Genomic DNA, 16,201 nt, shown 5'->3' on the forward strand with positions numbered 1-16,201 from the left:
GTCAGAAGGGCGTCCAGGTTTGTCTTCACACACTGATCATGGGCGCCCTTCGCCATGCCCGCGGCCGGTTCAGCAAACCCCCATCAACGATCTAGGCCGCGAGGTCCGCCAGGTCCTGCGGGGTGAGCTCCAGGGCGGCGGCGGCCGTGTTCTCCTCCAGGTGGGCGAGGGACGACGTGCCGGGAATCGCGCGGGCCTTCGCGAGCTGCGCGGCGTCGACGTGGCTGAGGCCGAGATGGCGGATCTGCGCGCCCGCGAACTCCGGCTGACGCCCTTCCCCGTGACTCACAGGTCACTTACGCTCGGTCCTACGGCGACAGAACGAGGTTCGGATATGCCGCACAGCGTGGTGGTCATCGGAGCGGGGTTCGGCGGGATCGGGATGGCGATCCGGCTGCTGGAGGCGGGGATCCGCGACGTGGTGGTCCTGGAGAAGGCCGACGGGCTCGGCGGAACCTGGCGCGACAACACCTACCCCGGAGCCGCGTGCGACGTCCCGTCCCACCTGTACTCGTTCTCGTTCGAGCGCAAGACGGACTGGACGCGCCGGTTCCCCCCGCAGCCGGAGATCCTCGACTACCTCCGGCACTGCGCGCGCACGTACGGGGTGCTGGAGCGGATCCGGTTCGGCACCGAGGTCACCGAGGCCCGCTTCGACGCGGACGCGGCGCTCTGGCGGGTCGCCACGAGCGGCGGGGAGCTCGAGGCGCGGGTGCTGGTGTCGGCGTGCGGCCAGCTGAACCGCCCCGTCCCGCCGCCGATCGAGGGGTGCGGCGACTTCACCGGGACGAGCTTCCACTCGGCGCGCTGGGACCACGGCACCGACCTGCGGGGCAAGCGGGTCGCGGTGATCGGGACGGGCGCGAGCGCGATCCAGATCGTCCCGGAGATCGCGCGGGACGCGAAGGAGCTGCGGCTGTTCCAGCGGTCGGCGCCGTACGTCATCGACAAGCCGGACGCCCCCTACCGGGCGTGGCAGCAGGCCGCGCTGAAGGCGCTGCCGCCGCTGCAGGCGCTGAACCGCGCCCGCACGTACGCGCTGTACGAGGCGCGGGCGCTGGGATTCATCCGGTACCCGGGGCTGATGAGGCTGCTGGAGAAGCGCTTCCGCCGGACGCTGGACGACGCGATCAGCGATCCGGAGCTGCGGGCGAAGCTGGTCCCCGACTACCCGATGGGGTGCAAGCGCATCCTGATCTCGAACGACTACTATCCGGCGCTCACCCGGCCGAACGTCGACCTCGTCACCGACCCGATCGAGCGGATCACCCCGGCCGGGGTCCGCACCGCGGAACGCGAGTACGAGGTGGACGTCATCGTCTACGCGACCGGGTTCCAGACGTCCGGCTTCCTCGCCCCCATCAAGGTCACGGGCCTGGACGGGCGGGAGCTCGGCGACGCGTGGCGGGACGGCGCGACGGCGCATCTCGGCATCACCGTCAGCGGCTTCCCGAACCTGTTCGTGCTGTACGGGCCGTACACCAACCTCGGCCACAACTCGATCATCTACATGCTCGAGTCGCAGTTCCGGTACGTCCTCGGCTGCGTGGAGGCGCTGCGCCGGCACGGCCTCGACTGGATCGACGTGCGGCCGGACGTGCTCGACGCGTTCACCCGAGACATGCAGGAGCGCCTGCGCTCGACCGTCTGGGACGCGGGCTGCGACAGCTGGTACAAGACCGAGGACGGCAAGGTCGTCAACAACTGGCCCGGCTTCACTTTCGCGTACCGCCGCGCGACCCGCCGGCCCGACCCGCGCCACTTCCGCGTCCGGGCGCACCGGGACGATTAGGCTCGTTCCATGCCGACCGCACTCATCACCGGCGCGACGGCGGGCATCGGCGCCGCCTTCGCCCGCCGCCTCGCGTCCGACGGATTCGACCTCGTCCTCCTGGCCCGCGACGGGGAGCGGCTGGAGAGGGCCGCCGCCGAGCTGAACGACCGGTACCGCGTAAAGGCGGAGACGCTGCGGGCCGACCTGTCGGCGGAGGAGGGCCTGCTGGCCGCCGAGGAGCGCGTGCGCGCGGGCGTCGACCTCCTCGTCAACAACGCCGGGTTCGGCCACACCGGCCTGTTCCTGGACGTCCCCGTGCGGGACGAGCTGACGATGCTGAAGGTGCACTGCGAGGCCGTCCTGCGGCTCACCCACGCGGCGCTCCCGTGGATGCTGGAGCGCGGGCGAGGCGGCGTCCTCAACGTGTCGTCGGTGTCGGCGTTCGCGACGCGCGGCACGTACGGGGCGTCGAAGGCGTGGGTGGTGAGCTTCAGCCAGGGCGTCGCCGCCGACATCGCCGCCCGCTCGGACGGCCGAGTCCGCGTCATGGCGCTCTGCCCCGGATTCGTCCACACCGAGTTCCACGAGCGCGCGGAGATGGACGTGTCCGGCGTGCCCGGCTTCATGTGGCTCGACAAGGACGCCGTGGTGGACGCGGCGCTCCGCGACCTGCGGCGCGGCGTGACGGTCAGCGTCCCGAGCGTCCAGTACAAGGCGCTCGTCGGGGCGACCCGGCTGCTGCCCCGCCGGCTGGTCTCCCGGCTGTCGGCCGGTACCGGCCGCCGCTACGACTAGCGGGCCGGCGTTCTCCTTGCGGCCACGCCCTTGTCACCACTGCGGTCACAGGGCAGTGTGAAAACGCAAGTCGGTTCGGGGGCGCGCCCGAACGAGACGCCCCCCGATGCCGTCTCCGAGAGGCCGTCCCGATGGGTCACGACCTGGGCCACGCCGCCCTCGCTCTGATCGCGACCACCGCGTACTACATCGCGTTCCTCGTCTTCCGGGCGTCCGCGCGGCGGATGCCGCCGCTGCGCGGCAGCCGGCCGTTCGAGGTCGCGTTCCGGATGCTGACCGACCCGATCTGGCTGGCCGGCGGGCTGATCCTGTTCCTCGGCCTCGGCTACGAGGTGATCGCGTTCACCGCGCTGCCGCTGTCGGTGGCGCAGCCGATCTTCGCGGTCAGCCTGGTGTTCCTCGTCGCGTACGCGGTCCGCTTCCTCGGCGAGCGGCTCAGCCCCCGCGAATGGGCGAGCATCACGCTGTTCGTCCTCGCCACGATGCTCATCGGCCTGTCGGCGGGGTCGGAGGGCGACCTGCGCGCCGACGCCACGCTCATGGACGTGCTCCGCGAGCCCTGGACGATGATCGCGGTGTGCGCCCCCGCCGTGATCATCGCGGGGCTGGTGTGGCTGGTCGGCGACCGCCGCGCGGGCGGCCGGCACGCGCGCAAGCTCGCCGGGGTCGCGTACGGGATCGGGGCCGGCGCCTGCGCGGGCCTCGCCGAGGCGGGCATCCGCGGGATCTCGATCGTCTACCAGGACACCGGCAGCGTCCAGGCCGTCCTGGAGTCGGCGTACCCGTGGCTGACGATCGGCCTGGCCGCGATCTCGCTCGGCCAGCTCCAGGTCGCGCTGCAGCGCTGCCGCGTCGCGATCGTCGCGGTCGTCCTCACCGTGATCGGCCGTTCCTACCTGATGGTGAGCAGCACGGTGCTGTTCGGGGAGGACTGGCCCGGCGACACGCTGCCGTTCCTGCTGCGCGCCGCCGGGTTCACCCTGGCGCTCGTCGCGCTCGTGGCGTTCCCCCGCTACGAGGACCCCTCCCTCGCGGACGCGCCGGTGCTCGCCCGCAAGGGCGTCCGCTCGACGTCCTGACCCGGGCGAACGGATAAACTCCCGGGCGTGTCCGACCCCAGGTTCGAAGTCCAGATGCTCCACGACCGCGTCATGATCAGAGTCGAGAAGGAGAGCGGCGAGCGCCGCAGCACCGGCGGCATCGTGATCCCGGCGACGGTCGAGCAGGCCAACCGCCTCGTGTGGGGCGAGGTCTGCGGCGTCGGCCACCACGTCCGGACCGTCAAGGTCGGCGACCGGGTCCTGTACCACCCCGGCGACCAGTTCGAGGTGGAGATCCGCGGCGAGGACTACCTGGTCATGCGCGAGCGCGACCTGCACGCGATCGCGAACGAGCGGCCCGAGTACGGCACCGGCCTCTACCTCTGACGCGCTCGCCGGCCGGCGCGGTCCATCGCACCCGCGTCGCGCCGGGCGGTGCCACACTGATCCCGTGACCGACACGCGGACGCGGCTGATCGAGGAGGCCGAGCGGCTGTTCGCCGAGCGCGGCGTCCACGCCGTGTCGCTGCGCGAGATCGCCGCGTCCGCCGGGCAGCGCAACACCTCGGCCGTCGCCTACCACTTCGGCACCAAGGAGGCACTGGTCACCGCCATCTACCGGCACCGCCTCGGGCCGACCAACGAGGTGCAGCTGCGGCGCCTCGCCGACCTCGACGACCAGGGCCGGGGCGGGGACCTGCGCGCGCTCGTCGAGGTGTTCGTCCGCCCGATGATCGAGCGGCTCGGCACCCCGGACCGGCCGAGCCGGTTCCTGCGGTTCGTGGCGAACGCCCTCTACGTCGCGCGGATCGCGCCCTACGATCTCGGCGCCGAGGACTGGACCCGCGCCCTGTACCGGCTTCTCACCCGCATCGACGGGTGCATCGCCGACCTCCCGCCGCCGGTGCGGTCGCACCGGCGGGACTTCTTCGTCGGCCTGCTGCTGCACACCCTCGCCCAGCACGAGGGGCTCATCGAGGCGGGCCACCGGGGCCGGGCGGCGGCCGACCGCGAGCTGCTCGCGGCCGACCTGGTCGACGCGGGCGTCGCCGTCCTCACCGCACCGGTCTCCGCCGCCACCCGCGACCTGCTCTGACGCCGCCCGGCCCGGCGGTCACCGGCCGGTGTGCTCCGCCACCCGGTCGCCCGCGCCCTCCCCCGCGCCCGCGGCGGCGCGGCGGGGCCACAGGGCGCGGTCGCCGAGGAGGCGGACGATCGCGGGCACCAGCAGCGGCCGCACCACGAACGTGTCGAGCAGGATGCCGATGGCCATCGCCATGCCGAACTGGTACAGCTCCCGGATCGGCTGCGTCATCAGCACCGCGAACGTGCCCGCGAGGATGAGGCCCGCCGACGACACCACCCCGCCGGTGCGGGTGATCGCGGCCCGCAGCGCCTCGACCGGCGGCAGGTGCCCCGTCTCCTGCCGGTAGCGGCTCATGATGAAGATGTTGTAGTCGACGCCGAGCGCCACCAGGAAGATGAACACGTAGGCGGTGACCCGGTTGCCGATCCCGAGGTCGCCGCCGATCTCCAGGGCGAGGACGACGGTCAGCCCGACCGTCGCGAAGAACGACAGCAGCAGCGTGGCCAGGAGGTACAGCGGCGCGAGCAGCGACCGCAGCAGGCCGGCGAGCACGAGCCCGACGATGAGCAGGACGAGCGGGACGATGACGCGCAGGTCCCGATCCAGGGCCGTCCTGTTGTCGGCGGTCTCGGCGGTCGGCCCCGCGAGGTGCACGCGGGGCTCCGCGATCCCGGCGTCGCGCGCCGCCTTCGCGGCCGAGTCGCGCACCGGTCCGACGGCGTCCATCGCGGCGGGCGCGTACGGGTGCTCCTTCAGGACGACGGTGATCCTCGCGGCGCCGCCGGCGAGGTCGCGGCGCGGGTCGAACGCCGTCCGCGCCACCGCGTCCGTCCCCGCGACCGCCTCGCCCACCGCCTCGGCCCGTGCGGGCGTGACGCCCCGCCCCTGGACGAGCAGGGTGGCGGGCGCGACCTCGCCGGGCCCGAGGTCCCGGTCGATGAGCTCCTGCCCGGTCGCCGAGTCGGTCTGCACCCGGAACCCGCTGACGAAGTCGAAGCTCTCCTCGTACCCGGTCATGCCGAGGCAGAGCACCGCGAGCAGCGCGAGCGTCGCGGCGAGGACGCGGCGCGGGGCGTCCACGACGAGGTCGGCGGCGCGCCGCCAGACCGCGCCGCCGGTCGCGCGGCGGGCCATCGTCGCCTCCGGGAACGGCCAGAACACGGCGCGTCCGGCGAGCAGCACGGCGGCGGGGATGAACGTGAACGCGACGACGGCCATCACGGCGACGCCGAGCGCGAGGTAGGGCCCGAACCCGCGCAGCGCGGGGGTGACGCAGGCGAGCAGCGCGAACATGGCGAGCACGATCGTCGCGGCGCTGCTCAGCACGGACTCGGCGACACCGCGCATGGCGTCCCGCATCGCGGCGGACCGGTCGGGGGCGTCGAGCAGCGCCTCCCGGTAGCGGCTGGTGATGATCAGGGCGTAGTCCGTGCCGACGCCGAACAGCAGCACGGTCATGATGGAGGCGGTCTGCCCGCTGATCGTGATGATGCCCGCGTCGGCGAGCAGCGCCCCGAGCGCCTGGGCGATCCGCATCGCGACGCCGACCGCGAGCAGCGGCACGACGGCGAGCAGGGGCGCCCGGTAGACGGCGAGGAGGATCAGCAGGACGAGCAGGACGGTGCCGAGGAGCAGCACCTTGTCTCCGCTGGAGAACACCTTGACGGTGTCCACGATGATCCCCGCCGGGCCGGTGACGGCGACGGTGGCGCCGGGCGCCGCGCCCTTGGCGGCGTCCCGCAGGCCGGTGACGGCGTCCCGGAAGGCGTCGCTCGTGGGGTCGCCGCCGACCGGGACGATCACCAGCCGCGTGCCGCGGTCGCCGGACGACAGCCCGGCGCCGCCGGGGACGCAGTCGGTGCCGGGCCGCGTGCCGTCCGTCCCGCAGGCCGGGGACACCGGGACGCCGAGCCGGTCGGGAACCGCGCGGGTGACGGCCGCGACGGCGGCGGCCGTCTCCGCGGGGGTCCTCCCCTTGACGACCACGATCGCGGGCAGGGCGTCGCTGCCGGGGAACGCCCGCTCCAGCTCGCGCTGCGCGGCGGCCGAGGGGCTGTCCCCCGGGGTTCCGCTCGACGAGGTGCTCTCGACGGATTTCAGATCGGGGGCGATCGCGGCGAGCACGAACGTCAGGGCGATCCACAGGGCGACGGTGAGCGCCGCCGAGCGCTTGGAGGCGAGCATGGCCCGCAGGAGAGCCGACATGGGACCCTTCAACTTAGAAACAGGGTGTCGCTAACATCGCTCGGTAGCATAGCGGCGATGCCGAAGATCAACGCACCGACCGTCCGGGAGCACCGCGTCCGGATGGAGGCGGCGCTGACCGACGCCGCCGAGGAGGTCCTCCGCGCGGGCGGCGAGCTCACCGCCGGCGCGGTCGCCCGGCGCGTCGGCATCGCGCGCTCCAGCGTGTACAAGTACGTCACCAGCGTGGACGACCTGATCGAGGCCGTCGTCGCCCGCGACTTCCCGCGCTGGACGCAGGCCGTCCGCCGCGCCGTCGACGCCGAGGCCGATCCGGCGCAGCGCGTGCTGGCCTACGCGCGCGCCAACATCGCCGAGGGCGCGAGCGGCGACCACGGCTGGTACGCGGGACTCGCGCGGACGTCCCTGTCCCCTGCCGCCATGAAGCGGATCATGGCCCTGCACCGCGATCTGGAGACGCTGCTCACCGACGCCGTCCGCGACCTGGACGCCCGCCATCCCGATCTTCTCCAGGGTGCCGTGCAGGCGCTGGTCGACGCCGCCGTCCGCGCCATCGACCGCGGGCGCGACCCGTCCGACGTCACCGCCTTCACGACCGGCGCCGTCGCGGCGCTGATCCGGGACCAGGAGCGGTGACGGTCGCCGTGGCGTCCGCCGCGTGCCGCCTCGCCGTCACCTCAGGCGCGCCGCCAGGCAGATCACGGTCACCATCAGGGCCAGCATGATGAGCATGACCGCGCGCAGGCCCGCCGCCTCCGCGAGCAGGCCCACGATCGGCGGGCCGGCGAGGAAGCCCAGGTAGCCGACCGTCGACACCGCCGCGATCGCGGGACCCGGCTCGTGCGGCTCGCGGAGGGCGACGCGGCTGAACGTCACCGGCACGATGGCGGACAGGCCGAGGCCGATGAGCGCGTACCCCGTGAGAGCCGTCCAGCGCGACGGCAGCCCGATCGCGGTGAGCGCACCGGTGACGGCGAGCATCGCGCAGCCGAGCAGGAACGCGCCGGGGGTGATCCGGCCGCGGATCCGGTCGGCGGCGAGCCGGCCCGTCACCATGCCGGCGGAGAACACCGCGAAGCCCACCGCGGCGATCCACGGCGACGCTCCGGCCACATCGCGCAGATAGACCGAGCCCCAGTTGTTCATCATCCCCTCCCCCATGAGCGCGCAGAAGGTGATGAGGCCGGGGATCCAGAGACCGCGGGTCGGCAGCCCGAGCCGTGGCTGCGGCGCACCCGGCTCGTCCGGGAGCAGGAACGCCGCGGCGACCGCGCACACCGTGGACAGCACGAGCGCGATCATCAGGAAATGCACGGCGGTCGCCAGACCGGCCATGGCGGCGAACCCGCCGGCCGCCGCCCCGACCACCCCGCCGAGGCTCAGCCGGGCGTGCAGGCCCCCCATCACCGGCCGGGACCCGGCCCGCTCGGCCAGCGCCCCCTGGGTGTTCATGGCGACGTCGACGATGCTGTTGCCGACCGCGAACGCGAACAGCGCCCCGGTCAGGCACCACAGCCGCGGAGCGGCCGCGATGACGGGCAGCACCGACAGGTACAGGACGGCCGCGCCCAGCACCCGCCGGCTCCCCCATCGCGACACCAGCAGCCCGGCGAGCGGCAGCCCCGCGACGGCCCCGGCGGCGAGCCCGGTCAGCGCGGTGGCGAGGCCGCCCGGCGTCAGGGCGAGCGCGTCCCGGACGGCGGGCACCCGCGCCGCCCAGGTGGCGGACGCCGCGCCGCTCGCGAAGAAGAACGCGCCGACCGCCGCCCGCGCGGCCCGAAGCCGGACCACCTGGCGGACGGGCGGCGCGCCCGCGCCGCCCGCCGCGGTGCGCGCACCACCGGATTCTCCTCTGGTCACGGTCGACTCCCTCCTGGGGTGCGCGCACGCGACGGCCGCGCCGATTTTGGAACGTTCCGAAACGCGCGCACGCGGACGCATCGCCGTCCGTCAGCAGGCCCCCCGACGCATGGGGACGGGGAACCGCTCCGCACATCACCAAATCCACCGGGAAAGGACCGAGCAGAAAGAGCACAGAACCCCGCGGCGGCCACCCGTGGCGACCGCACGAAATCACGGATTCTCGGATCTCGGCCGGAACCACCGCCATGTGGAGACGTAAAATGCGACGGTTCCGCCAGTCGGCCGCCGACATCGGCGCACCGGACTCGCCCAGCCCCCTCACCTGCGGTAACGACCGTGGAAAATGACCCACAACAGCCCTTCCGGAGGAAAAGTGAATACCGAAACTTCACCGAACTCGGCTTGGACGTCGATCGTAAGGGAGTTGATATACCAGCCGGTATCCACACTGGGGAACAAGACCGTTACCCGATGTCACCGCAGCGAGATAAACCAGGAAGCAGGCAAAGACACGCCGAATCACCCCGCCGAAATACCGCTGCTCTCAAAGCGCGATCACCGACAAATGTCGCCTTCAGGGCAGCTAAGACATTGACCCTTTTTCATCCGTTTGGGCGGACGTCGATCACAGCATGATCGCGATGTGGGAGTTCGGCGGGTGATGCGAAGAAACCCCTGGTAGACGGGTTGATCACCACAACCACCGCGTCCGAACCAGGGGCTTCGCAAGCTTTTGTACCGTGCCGCCGTCGATTTGTCGCGTGCAACGCTGAACCACCTGGCCGGAGTGATCCGCCGGCACCGCACGATGATCGGGTCGCCCTGGCGGCTGCTCAACCCCGGTCGCCAAGCCCTGCTGGTCCCGGTTCACCTGCGCAAAGGCGAAACGTTCACCGAACTCGGCGCGGGTTTCGCGGTGTCGACCAGCACGGCCTGGCGGTACGTCCAGGAGGCCGTAGCGCTGCTGGCGGCCCGGTCACCGAAGCTGACGACGGCGTTGCGCACGGCGACCCGCAACGGGATGCACCTGCTGGTGCTGGACGGCACGCTCATCGCCTGCGACCGGGTCCGCGCCGACCGGCCCCACTACTCGGGCAAGCACCGCCACCACGGCATGAATGTGCAGGTCATCGCCGAACCCGACGGGACGATCCTGTGGACGTCGGGTGCCATGCCCCGGCAGCACCCATGATCTGACCGCCGCCCGCGTGTGGGGCAACTCGCGGGAGCTGGACAAGGTCGGGATCCTCACGCTGGCCGACAAGGGCCGCGACAAGCCCGAGTCCCAGAAGCAGGCCAATCGCTCGCATGCCCAGCTCCGCGGACCCGGCGAACGAGCGAACGCCCAGCTGAAGTCATGGAAGCCGCTCCGCAAGCTCCGCTGCAGCCCCAGCAAGACCGGCCACCTCGTCAAGGCCATCGCCGTCCTACAGAACTACCAGCTCGTCCGAGGATGAAAAGGGTTCACTCAGCGGAAAGTGCCTGAAAACGCGGCGACGCCGGACGGGGCCTCACCCCACCCGGCGTCGTGCCGTCCGACCGCTCAGATCCCCCGGACCGCGGCGATGGTGAACGGCGTCTCCGGCACCCCGGAGCCGAGCGGCCCGCCCCGGTCGAACTGGGACCGCACCACGTAGAGCACGCCCCGCTCGCGGACCAGCGTCGTCGGCAGCCCGAGCGCTCCGTCCGCGACCCGCCGTTCCCGGCGCGCCGATCGCGCGTCGGGCGCGACCCGCCACCGGCTGATGGCGTTGTCGACGTTGTGGACGACCCAAAGCCGCCCGCCGCGCAGCTCCAGCCCGTCGGCGTGCAGCATGTCGCCCCCGTGCAGGACGACCTTGCGCACCGCACCGCCGGCGAGGTCGATCCGGTAGAGGTCCCCGCCGGTCATGTCGACCGTGAGCAGGTACCGGCCGGCCGGGTCGGCGACGATCCCGTTCAGGGTGAACGCGTCCGGCGCGTGGGGCTCGAGCGCACCGCGCAGGTCGCGGTACGGGACGAGGGCACCGCCGCCCTTCGCGAGGTCCCGCGCCGTGACGCGGTACACGACGGCCCGCACGCTGTCGGTGAGGTAGGCCGTGCCGTCCGGCGCCAGCGCGAGGTCGTTGACGAACCGCCCGCCGTCACCGGGCACCGTGAACCGCGCGAGCGCGCGGCGGCTCCGCGTGTCGTACACGATGACGCCGGACGAGGAGTCGGTCACCCAGAGCCGCCCGGCACGGTCCACCTTCAGCCCGTTGGCCGTGCGGCGGCCGTCGGTGCCGGCGGGCAGGAAGACCTCCGCCGTCCGGCGTCCGGGCGTCATCCGGTAGACGGTGCCGTCCGCGAACGACCCCGCGTACAGGGCGGGGCCGCGCGGGTCGGCGGCGATGCCCTCGGGATGGACGCGCGGGCCGGGCAGCGCGTACGCGGCGGTGATCCGGACCTCGTCCGGACGGACGGCCGCCACGGCCGCGGGCGCCGGCGAGACGGACGGCAGGACCAGGGCGAGGACGGTGACGGAACGACGCAGAAAGTTCATGAACCCTCCTCGATCATTAGAATGCATACGAACGATAGTTAGAACTCTAATACTCGTCAACGTTCGTTTCGATCCGGCTACCATGCGGCCATGACCTCGATGCCCGTCTCCGAACGCCTCGGCTCGCACATCAAGCGCGCCGAGCAGGCCCTGGGCGCGGCGAAGAGCGCCGCCCTGAAGCCGAGCGGGCTCACCGTGCCGCAGTACGCCGCGCTGCTCCACCTCGCCGACAACCCGGGCATCTCCGCCGCCGCGCTGGCCCGCGCCTGCGCGGTCACGCCGCCCACCATGAACACCGTCCTGAAGAACCTCGGTGAACGCGGCCTGATCGAGCGCACCCCCCACGAGTGGCACAGGAACATCCTGGAGACCCGCCTGACCTCGGCGGGCCAGGAGCTCCTCACCTCCGCCGACACCCGTGCCGTCCGCGTGGAACGCGGCCTCGCCGCCGAGTTCACGCCCGCAGAGCACGCGGCACTGGTCGAACTGCTCAGCCGCTGCATCACCTACCTGGACGGCACCCGCACCCCCTGACGAACGGGCAAAGGCCACCGCCCCTTTCACCCGGCCGAAGCGGCAACCCCATCGGGCCGGAAGCGGGCCCCCTGCCGCAACCCATGGCCCACCCGTTACGCCGTCAGCCCACCTGACCCACACGCCCCGTCGGGCCGCCCGGCCCGGCACGCTCAGCAGTCACACGCCCCGAGTCGCCTTTCGCCCCGTCCATCCGGGTATGGCCCTTGGGCGCACGCGTCGGGTCCGGGGTCCGGCGCGGGCGTCAGGTGTCCGTGGGGCGGGCGGTCAGGTGGCGATCGTGATGGTGGAGCCGTCGCGGTTCTTGCGGACGCGTAACTGGGCGGGGACCCGGGCGCGCAGTTCGGCCACGTGGCTGACGATGCCGACGGCGCGGCCGCCGTCGCGGAGGGCGTCCAGGACGTCCATGACCTCGTCGAGGGTCTCCTCGTCCAGGGTGCCGAAGCCCTCGTCGACGAAGAGCGTTCCGATCTCGGCGCCGCCCGCCTCGGCGGTGACGACATCGGCCAGGCCCAGCGCGAGGGACAGCGACGTGATGAACGACTCGCCGCCGGACAGGGTCACCGGGTCGCGTTCCTGGCCCGTCCAGGCGTCGACGACGCGGAGGCCGAGGCCGCCGGCGCCGCGCGTGCGGTCGCCCGCCGACTTGTCGGTCGTGTGGACCAGCTCGTACCGGCCGCCGGACATGCGCGTGAGGCGTTCGTTCGCGGCGGCGACGACCTGCATCAGCCGCGCCGCCAGGACGTACGCCGGCAGCGACATCGCGTGGCGGTTCTCCGGGTGCCTGCCGGACGCGAGCCCGGCGAGGCGCGCCGCGACCGCGTGCGCCTCCGCGGCCGGACGCCAGGCGCGGACGGCCGTGTCCAGGCGGACGCGGTGCTCGGCGAGGCGTGCCCGCCGGTGCCGGGCGCGGTCGGCGGCGGACGCGGCACCGGTCCGCGCGGCCTCCGCCGCGGCGACGGCCGCCTCCAGGGCGGGCAGGCCGGGGGCGGGGGCGGCCGCGGCGGCGCGGAGTTCGGGGTCCCGCAGCAGGTCGCGGACGAGGGCCTCCTCGTCCTCGTGCCTGCGGATCCGGTCGCGGAGGGCGGCCTGGTCCTCGTCCGGCAGCTCGGCGGCGACGACCTCGTCCGGGCCGCGGAAGCCCGCGTCGACGGCGGCGGCCTTCGCGCGGGCGCGGGCGGCGGCCAGCTCGGCGCCGGCCCGTCCCGCCTCCCGCAGCGCCTCGGCGGCCTCCGCAAGCCCGGCGGCCTCCCCGCCGAGGCGGTCGACACGGGCCTCGAGGGTGGGGTCGGTGCCGCGCGCCTCGTCCAGGGCCGCGCGGAGACGGGTCCGTTCGGAGTCCAGCTCATCCTGGCGCGCCCGGTTCGCGGTGAGGGCCTGCGCGACCACCTGATGGGTGTCCCGGACGCGGTCGAGTTCCTGTTCCGCGCGGTGCACGACGCCTTCGAGGCGGTCGGCCTCCGCGGCGCGGGCCTCCAGCGCCCGCAGGTTCTCGCCGGCCTCGGCGAGTTCGTCGGAGAGCGCCTCGACGGTCAGCTCCCCGGCCGCCTCCAGCAGGCCGTCGCGTTCGGCGCGAAGGCCCTCCGCCTTCTGGCCGCTTCGCTCCCGGACGTGCTGGGCGGCGTCGGCGGCGGCCTGCGCGGCCTCCACGTCGTCCTCCGTGGGGATCGGGACGTGTGACGTGCCGGGCGCGGGATGCTCGGGCGAGCCGCAGACCCGGCACGGCTCCCCGTCACGGAGTTCCTCGGCGAGGACGGCCGCCATGCCGTTCAGCCGGTCCTGGCGCAGGTCGAGGACGCGCTGCCGGGTGTCCTGCGCGGCGTCGACCGCGGCGCGGTGCGCGTCCTCCGCCGCCGCGAGGAGGTCCTCCACCTGGTCGCGGCGCCGGGCGGCGTCGAGGCGCCGCCGGACGTCGGCGACCGCGGCGGCCGCGCCCGCCCGCCCCGCCGCGGCGACCCGCGCCTCCTCCAACTCGGCCCGCTGCCGCTCGGCGACGCCGGGCAGGTCGGCGAGGGCCGCGGCCAGCCGCGCCTCCTCGGGTTCGAGCCGCGCCAGTTCGCGGGCCAGCGCGGTGACCTCGTCGTCGAGGCCGCTCAGGCGCGCGGCGTCGGCGCGCCGGCCGTCCAGTGCGGCGATCTCGTCGCGGCGGTCGCGTTCGGCCTTGACCAGGACGTCCTCGGACGCGCCGGGCGGCAGCAGCTCCGCGACCCGCGACCGGGTCTCGGCCGCCCACGCGCGCGCCTGCCGCTCCGTCGCGTGCCGCTGCCGCACCTCCCGCAGCAGCGGGACGACCCGGTCGGCGCGCGCGGCGGCGTCGAGCCGGGACGCGACCCGCGAATGCTCTTCGGCGCGTCCGGCCAGGGCGTCGCGGCGCTGGAGGGCGTGCGCGTACCGCTGCCGCCGCTCCGCCACGCCCCGGGCGCTCTCCAGCGCGGCGCGCGCCGCGTCCTCGGCCGTGACGGCCTCCGCGGAGAGCGCCTCGGTCACCGCGAGGACGTCGTCGTGCACCCCCGTGAGTTCCGCCGCCCACGCCGGCAGCGCGTCGACGTCCTCCGGTGGCCGCCCGCCGGCCCTCTCCGCGATCTGTCCCGCGATCGCCATCGCGTCCGACGCCAGCCCGTCGGCGTCGCGGCCCGCGGCGGCGCGCCGCTCGGCCAGCCACTTCTCCACCTGGGCGAACACCTCGGTGGCGAACAGCTTCTCCAGGACCTTGCGCCGGTCGTCCGCCTTCGCCCGCAGGAATCCGGCGAACTCCCCCTGCGGGAGCAGCGCCACCTGGCAGAACTGCGTCGCGTCCATGCCGAGGAGCCGCTGGACGAGGTCGGCCGTCTCATCGATGCGGATCGACAGGCCCGTCCAGGAACCGTTCGCGAACTCCTCCAGGACGACCTTGTGCTGCTCCTTCTTCGTCCCGGACCCGCGCAGCTTCGGCCGCTCCCACTCCGGCGTCCGGGTGATGCGCAGCCGGCGGCCCCGGATCGTCGTCTCCAGCACCACGCGCGGGACGTCGCCCGGTGCCGCGTGGTCGCTCCGCAGGCCCTTCACCGCCCTGCGGGCGCCCGGGACCTGCCCGTAGAGGGCGAAGCACACCGCGTCGAGGATGCTCGTCTTGCCCGCGCCCGTCCGGCCCTGGATGAGGAACAGGCCCGCGTCGGACAGCGCGTCGAAGTCGACCGTCTCCGTCCCGGAGAACGGCCCGAAGGCGCTCACCTCCAGGTGGTGCAGCCTCACGTGAGCGCCTCCTTGCGGCGGCACGCCTCGAACGCCTCCTGCAGCAGGACCCGTTCGGCGGCGGACGCCGGCCCGTCCGTGACCTCGGCGACGAAATCGCCCGCGATGTCGAGGTCGGAGCGTTCGCGGACGCGCTCGGCCCACGCGGGGGCTCCGTCCGCGCCGCCCCCTTCGGGCTCGAAACCGAGGACGAGGGCGTGCGGGAACCGGCCGCGCAGACGCTCCATCGCCGCGGGCGGGCGGCGCGCGTCGGTCAGCGTGACCTGCAGCCAGTGGTCCTCGTACCGGGCGAAGGACGCGTCGGTGAGCAGCGCGTCGAGGCGGCCCCGGATCCGGGCGAGGCGCCGCGGCACCGGCGCCTCGACGAACTCGGCGGCGACCCCGCCCTCCCGCAGGTCGACCAGCCACGTGCCCTTGACGTGCCGCTCCTCGGAGAACGAGTAGGCGATCGGCGACCCCGAGTACCGGACGCGGTCGGTCACCGCCCAGGCGCCGTGTAGATGGCCGAGCGCCACGTAGTCGACGCCCGCGAACACCGACGCCGGCACGTGCGACGAACCGCCCACCGAGATGTCGCGCTCGCTCTCGCTGGGCTCGCCGCCCGTGACGAACGCGTGCGCCAGGACGACCGACCGCGTCCCCGGCCCCCGCCGCGCGATGTCGTCCCGGACGCGCCGCATCGCCTGGCCGAGCGTCGCCGCATGGCCGCGCTCGGCCAGCTCCCACTCATGCCGGACGATCTCGGGCTCCAGATACGGGACGCCGTAGAACGCGGCGTCCCCGATCAGGATCGGCTCCCCCACCCGCCTGAAGTCCGTGCGGACGTGGACACCCGAATCGTCCATCAGCGCCGACCCGAACCCGAGCCGGTGCGCGGAGTCGTGATTGCCCGCGATCAGCACGACGCGGGTCAGCTCCCTGAGCCGCCGCAGCGCGTCGTCGCACAGCCGGACGGCGTCCACGGACGGCAGCGCCCGGTCGTAGACGTCGCCGGAGACCACGACGCACCCGACCCGCTCGGCCCGGACGGTCTCGACCAGGTGGTCGACGAACCGCTCCTGCGCGGCGAGCAGGTCCTCACGGTGGAACGATCTGCCGAGATGCCAGTCGGACGTGTGCAGGATTCTCATGTCACGGCAAACCCTAGAGGC

The 16,201-nt window shown here is 73.6% G+C and carries 13 protein-coding genes and 1 pseudogene; 8 read left to right on the forward strand and 6 right to left on the reverse strand.

Annotated elements, in window-relative coordinates; all coding sequences use genetic code 11:
* Window positions 1-91: 91 nt before the first annotated feature.
* Complete coding sequence (locus IE99_RS32990) at window positions 92-289, reverse strand: hypothetical protein (RefSeq protein WP_030166074.1); 198 nt, start codon at window positions 287-289, stop codon at window positions 92-94.
* A gap of 45 nt (window positions 290-334) precedes the next feature.
* Between IE99_RS32990 and IE99_RS0108145 the strand changes: the two genes are divergently transcribed.
* From IE99_RS0108145 to IE99_RS28960, 5 genes are all read left to right on the forward strand, one after another.
* Complete coding sequence (locus IE99_RS0108145) at window positions 335-1,792, forward strand: flavin-containing monooxygenase (protein WP_037558934.1); 1,458 nt, start codon at window positions 335-337, stop codon at window positions 1,790-1,792.
* A gap of 9 nt (window positions 1,793-1,801) precedes the next feature.
* A complete protein-coding gene (locus IE99_RS0108150) occupies window positions 1,802-2,569 on the forward strand; it encodes an SDR family NAD(P)-dependent oxidoreductase (RefSeq protein WP_030166080.1) in 768 nt (255 codons plus the stop codon).
* A gap of 131 nt (window positions 2,570-2,700) precedes the next feature.
* Window positions 2,701-3,648 (forward strand): DMT family transporter, encoded by a 948-nt coding sequence (locus IE99_RS0108155; RefSeq protein ID WP_030166083.1) that lies wholly within the window; start codon window positions 2,701-2,703, stop codon window positions 3,646-3,648.
* A 27-nt stretch (window positions 3,649-3,675) separates the two neighbouring features.
* A complete protein-coding gene (locus IE99_RS0108160) occupies window positions 3,676-3,996 on the forward strand; it encodes a GroES family chaperonin (RefSeq protein ID WP_030166086.1) in 321 nt (106 codons plus the stop codon).
* A 64-nt stretch (window positions 3,997-4,060) separates the two neighbouring features.
* Window positions 4,061-4,705 (forward strand): TetR/AcrR family transcriptional regulator, encoded by a 645-nt coding sequence (locus IE99_RS28960; RefSeq protein WP_037558935.1) that lies wholly within the window; start codon window positions 4,061-4,063, stop codon window positions 4,703-4,705.
* An 18-nt stretch (window positions 4,706-4,723) separates the two neighbouring features.
* Here IE99_RS28960 and IE99_RS0108170 read toward each other — a convergent pair whose 3' ends face one another.
* Window positions 4,724-6,901, reverse strand: coding sequence for an MMPL family transporter (locus tag IE99_RS0108170; protein WP_084219369.1), 2,178 nt, complete (start codon window positions 6,899-6,901; stop codon window positions 4,724-4,726).
* A gap of 57 nt (window positions 6,902-6,958) precedes the next feature.
* On the opposite strand from IE99_RS0108170, the gene IE99_RS0108175 reads away from it, so the two are divergent.
* A complete protein-coding gene (locus IE99_RS0108175) occupies window positions 6,959-7,537 on the forward strand; it encodes a TetR/AcrR family transcriptional regulator (RefSeq protein ID WP_030166096.1) in 579 nt (192 codons plus the stop codon).
* A 36-nt stretch (window positions 7,538-7,573) separates the two neighbouring features.
* On the opposite strand, the gene IE99_RS0108180 is transcribed toward IE99_RS0108175, so the two are convergent.
* Complete coding sequence (locus tag IE99_RS0108180; protein WP_169744403.1) at window positions 7,574-8,761, reverse strand: MFS transporter; 1,188 nt, start codon at window positions 8,759-8,761, stop codon at window positions 7,574-7,576.
* 736 nt (window positions 8,762-9,497) lie between these two features.
* Between IE99_RS0108180 and IE99_RS28965 the strand changes: the two are divergent.
* Window positions 9,498-10,221: pseudogene (locus tag IE99_RS28965) on the forward strand (transposase family protein).
* A gap of 86 nt (window positions 10,222-10,307) precedes the next feature.
* Here IE99_RS28965 and IE99_RS0108190 read toward each other — a convergent pair.
* Window positions 10,308-11,285 carry an SMP-30/gluconolactonase/LRE family protein gene (locus tag IE99_RS0108190; RefSeq protein WP_084219371.1) on the reverse strand — a complete coding sequence of 326 codons (978 nt, stop codon included), beginning with the start codon at window positions 11,283-11,285 and terminating at the stop codon, window positions 10,308-10,310.
* A gap of 90 nt (window positions 11,286-11,375) precedes the next feature.
* Here IE99_RS0108190 and IE99_RS0108195 point away from each other — a divergent pair, with 90 nt between their 5' ends.
* A complete protein-coding gene (locus IE99_RS0108195) occupies window positions 11,376-11,819 on the forward strand; it encodes a MarR family winged helix-turn-helix transcriptional regulator (RefSeq protein WP_211258757.1) in 444 nt (147 codons plus the stop codon).
* A 267-nt stretch (window positions 11,820-12,086) separates the two neighbouring features.
* On the opposite strand, the gene IE99_RS0108200 is transcribed toward IE99_RS0108195, so the two are convergent.
* Together IE99_RS0108200 and IE99_RS0108205 are read right to left on the reverse strand one after the other, a co-directional pair.
* Complete coding sequence (locus IE99_RS0108200; RefSeq protein WP_030166108.1) at window positions 12,087-15,050, reverse strand: AAA family ATPase; 2,964 nt, start codon at window positions 15,048-15,050, stop codon at window positions 12,087-12,089.
* Window positions 15,047-16,180: an exonuclease SbcCD subunit D gene (locus IE99_RS0108205; RefSeq protein ID WP_030166111.1), complete on the reverse strand. Its 1,134-nt coding sequence runs from the start codon at window positions 16,178-16,180 to the stop codon at window positions 15,047-15,049. The genes IE99_RS0108200 and IE99_RS0108205 overlap by 4 nt, the downstream gene beginning before the upstream one ends.
* Between the last annotated feature and the right edge of the window lie 21 nt (window positions 16,181-16,201).

Origin of the sequence: Spirillospora albida (assembly GCF_000718255.1) — a bacterium.
Lineage (GTDB): Bacteria > Actinomycetota > Actinomycetes > Streptosporangiales > Streptosporangiaceae > Spirillospora > Spirillospora albida.

Coding starts and splice junctions, on each gene's coding strand:
- IE99_RS0108145 (WP_037558934.1), top strand. CDS start 335: ATGCCGCACAGCGTGGTGGTCATCGGAGCGGGGTTCGGCGGGATCGGG.
- IE99_RS0108150 (WP_030166080.1), top strand. CDS start 1,802: ATGCCGACCGCACTCATCACCGGCGCGACGGCGGGCATCGGCGCCGCC.
- IE99_RS0108155 (WP_030166083.1), top strand. CDS start 2,701: ATGGGTCACGACCTGGGCCACGCCGCCCTCGCTCTGATCGCGACCACC.
- IE99_RS0108170 (WP_084219369.1), bottom strand. CDS start 6,901: ATGTCGGCTCTCCTGCGGGCCATGCTCGCCTCCAAGCGCTCGGCGGCG.
- IE99_RS0108175 (WP_030166096.1), top strand. CDS start 6,959: ATGCCGAAGATCAACGCACCGACCGTCCGGGAGCACCGCGTCCGGATG.
- IE99_RS0108190 (WP_084219371.1), bottom strand. CDS start 11,285: ATGAACTTTCTGCGTCGTTCCGTCACCGTCCTCGCCCTGGTCCTGCCG.
- IE99_RS0108195 (WP_211258757.1), top strand. CDS start 11,376: ATGACCTCGATGCCCGTCTCCGAACGCCTCGGCTCGCACATCAAGCGC.
- IE99_RS0108205 (WP_030166111.1), bottom strand. CDS start 16,180: ATGAGAATCCTGCACACGTCCGACTGGCATCTCGGCAGATCGTTCCAC.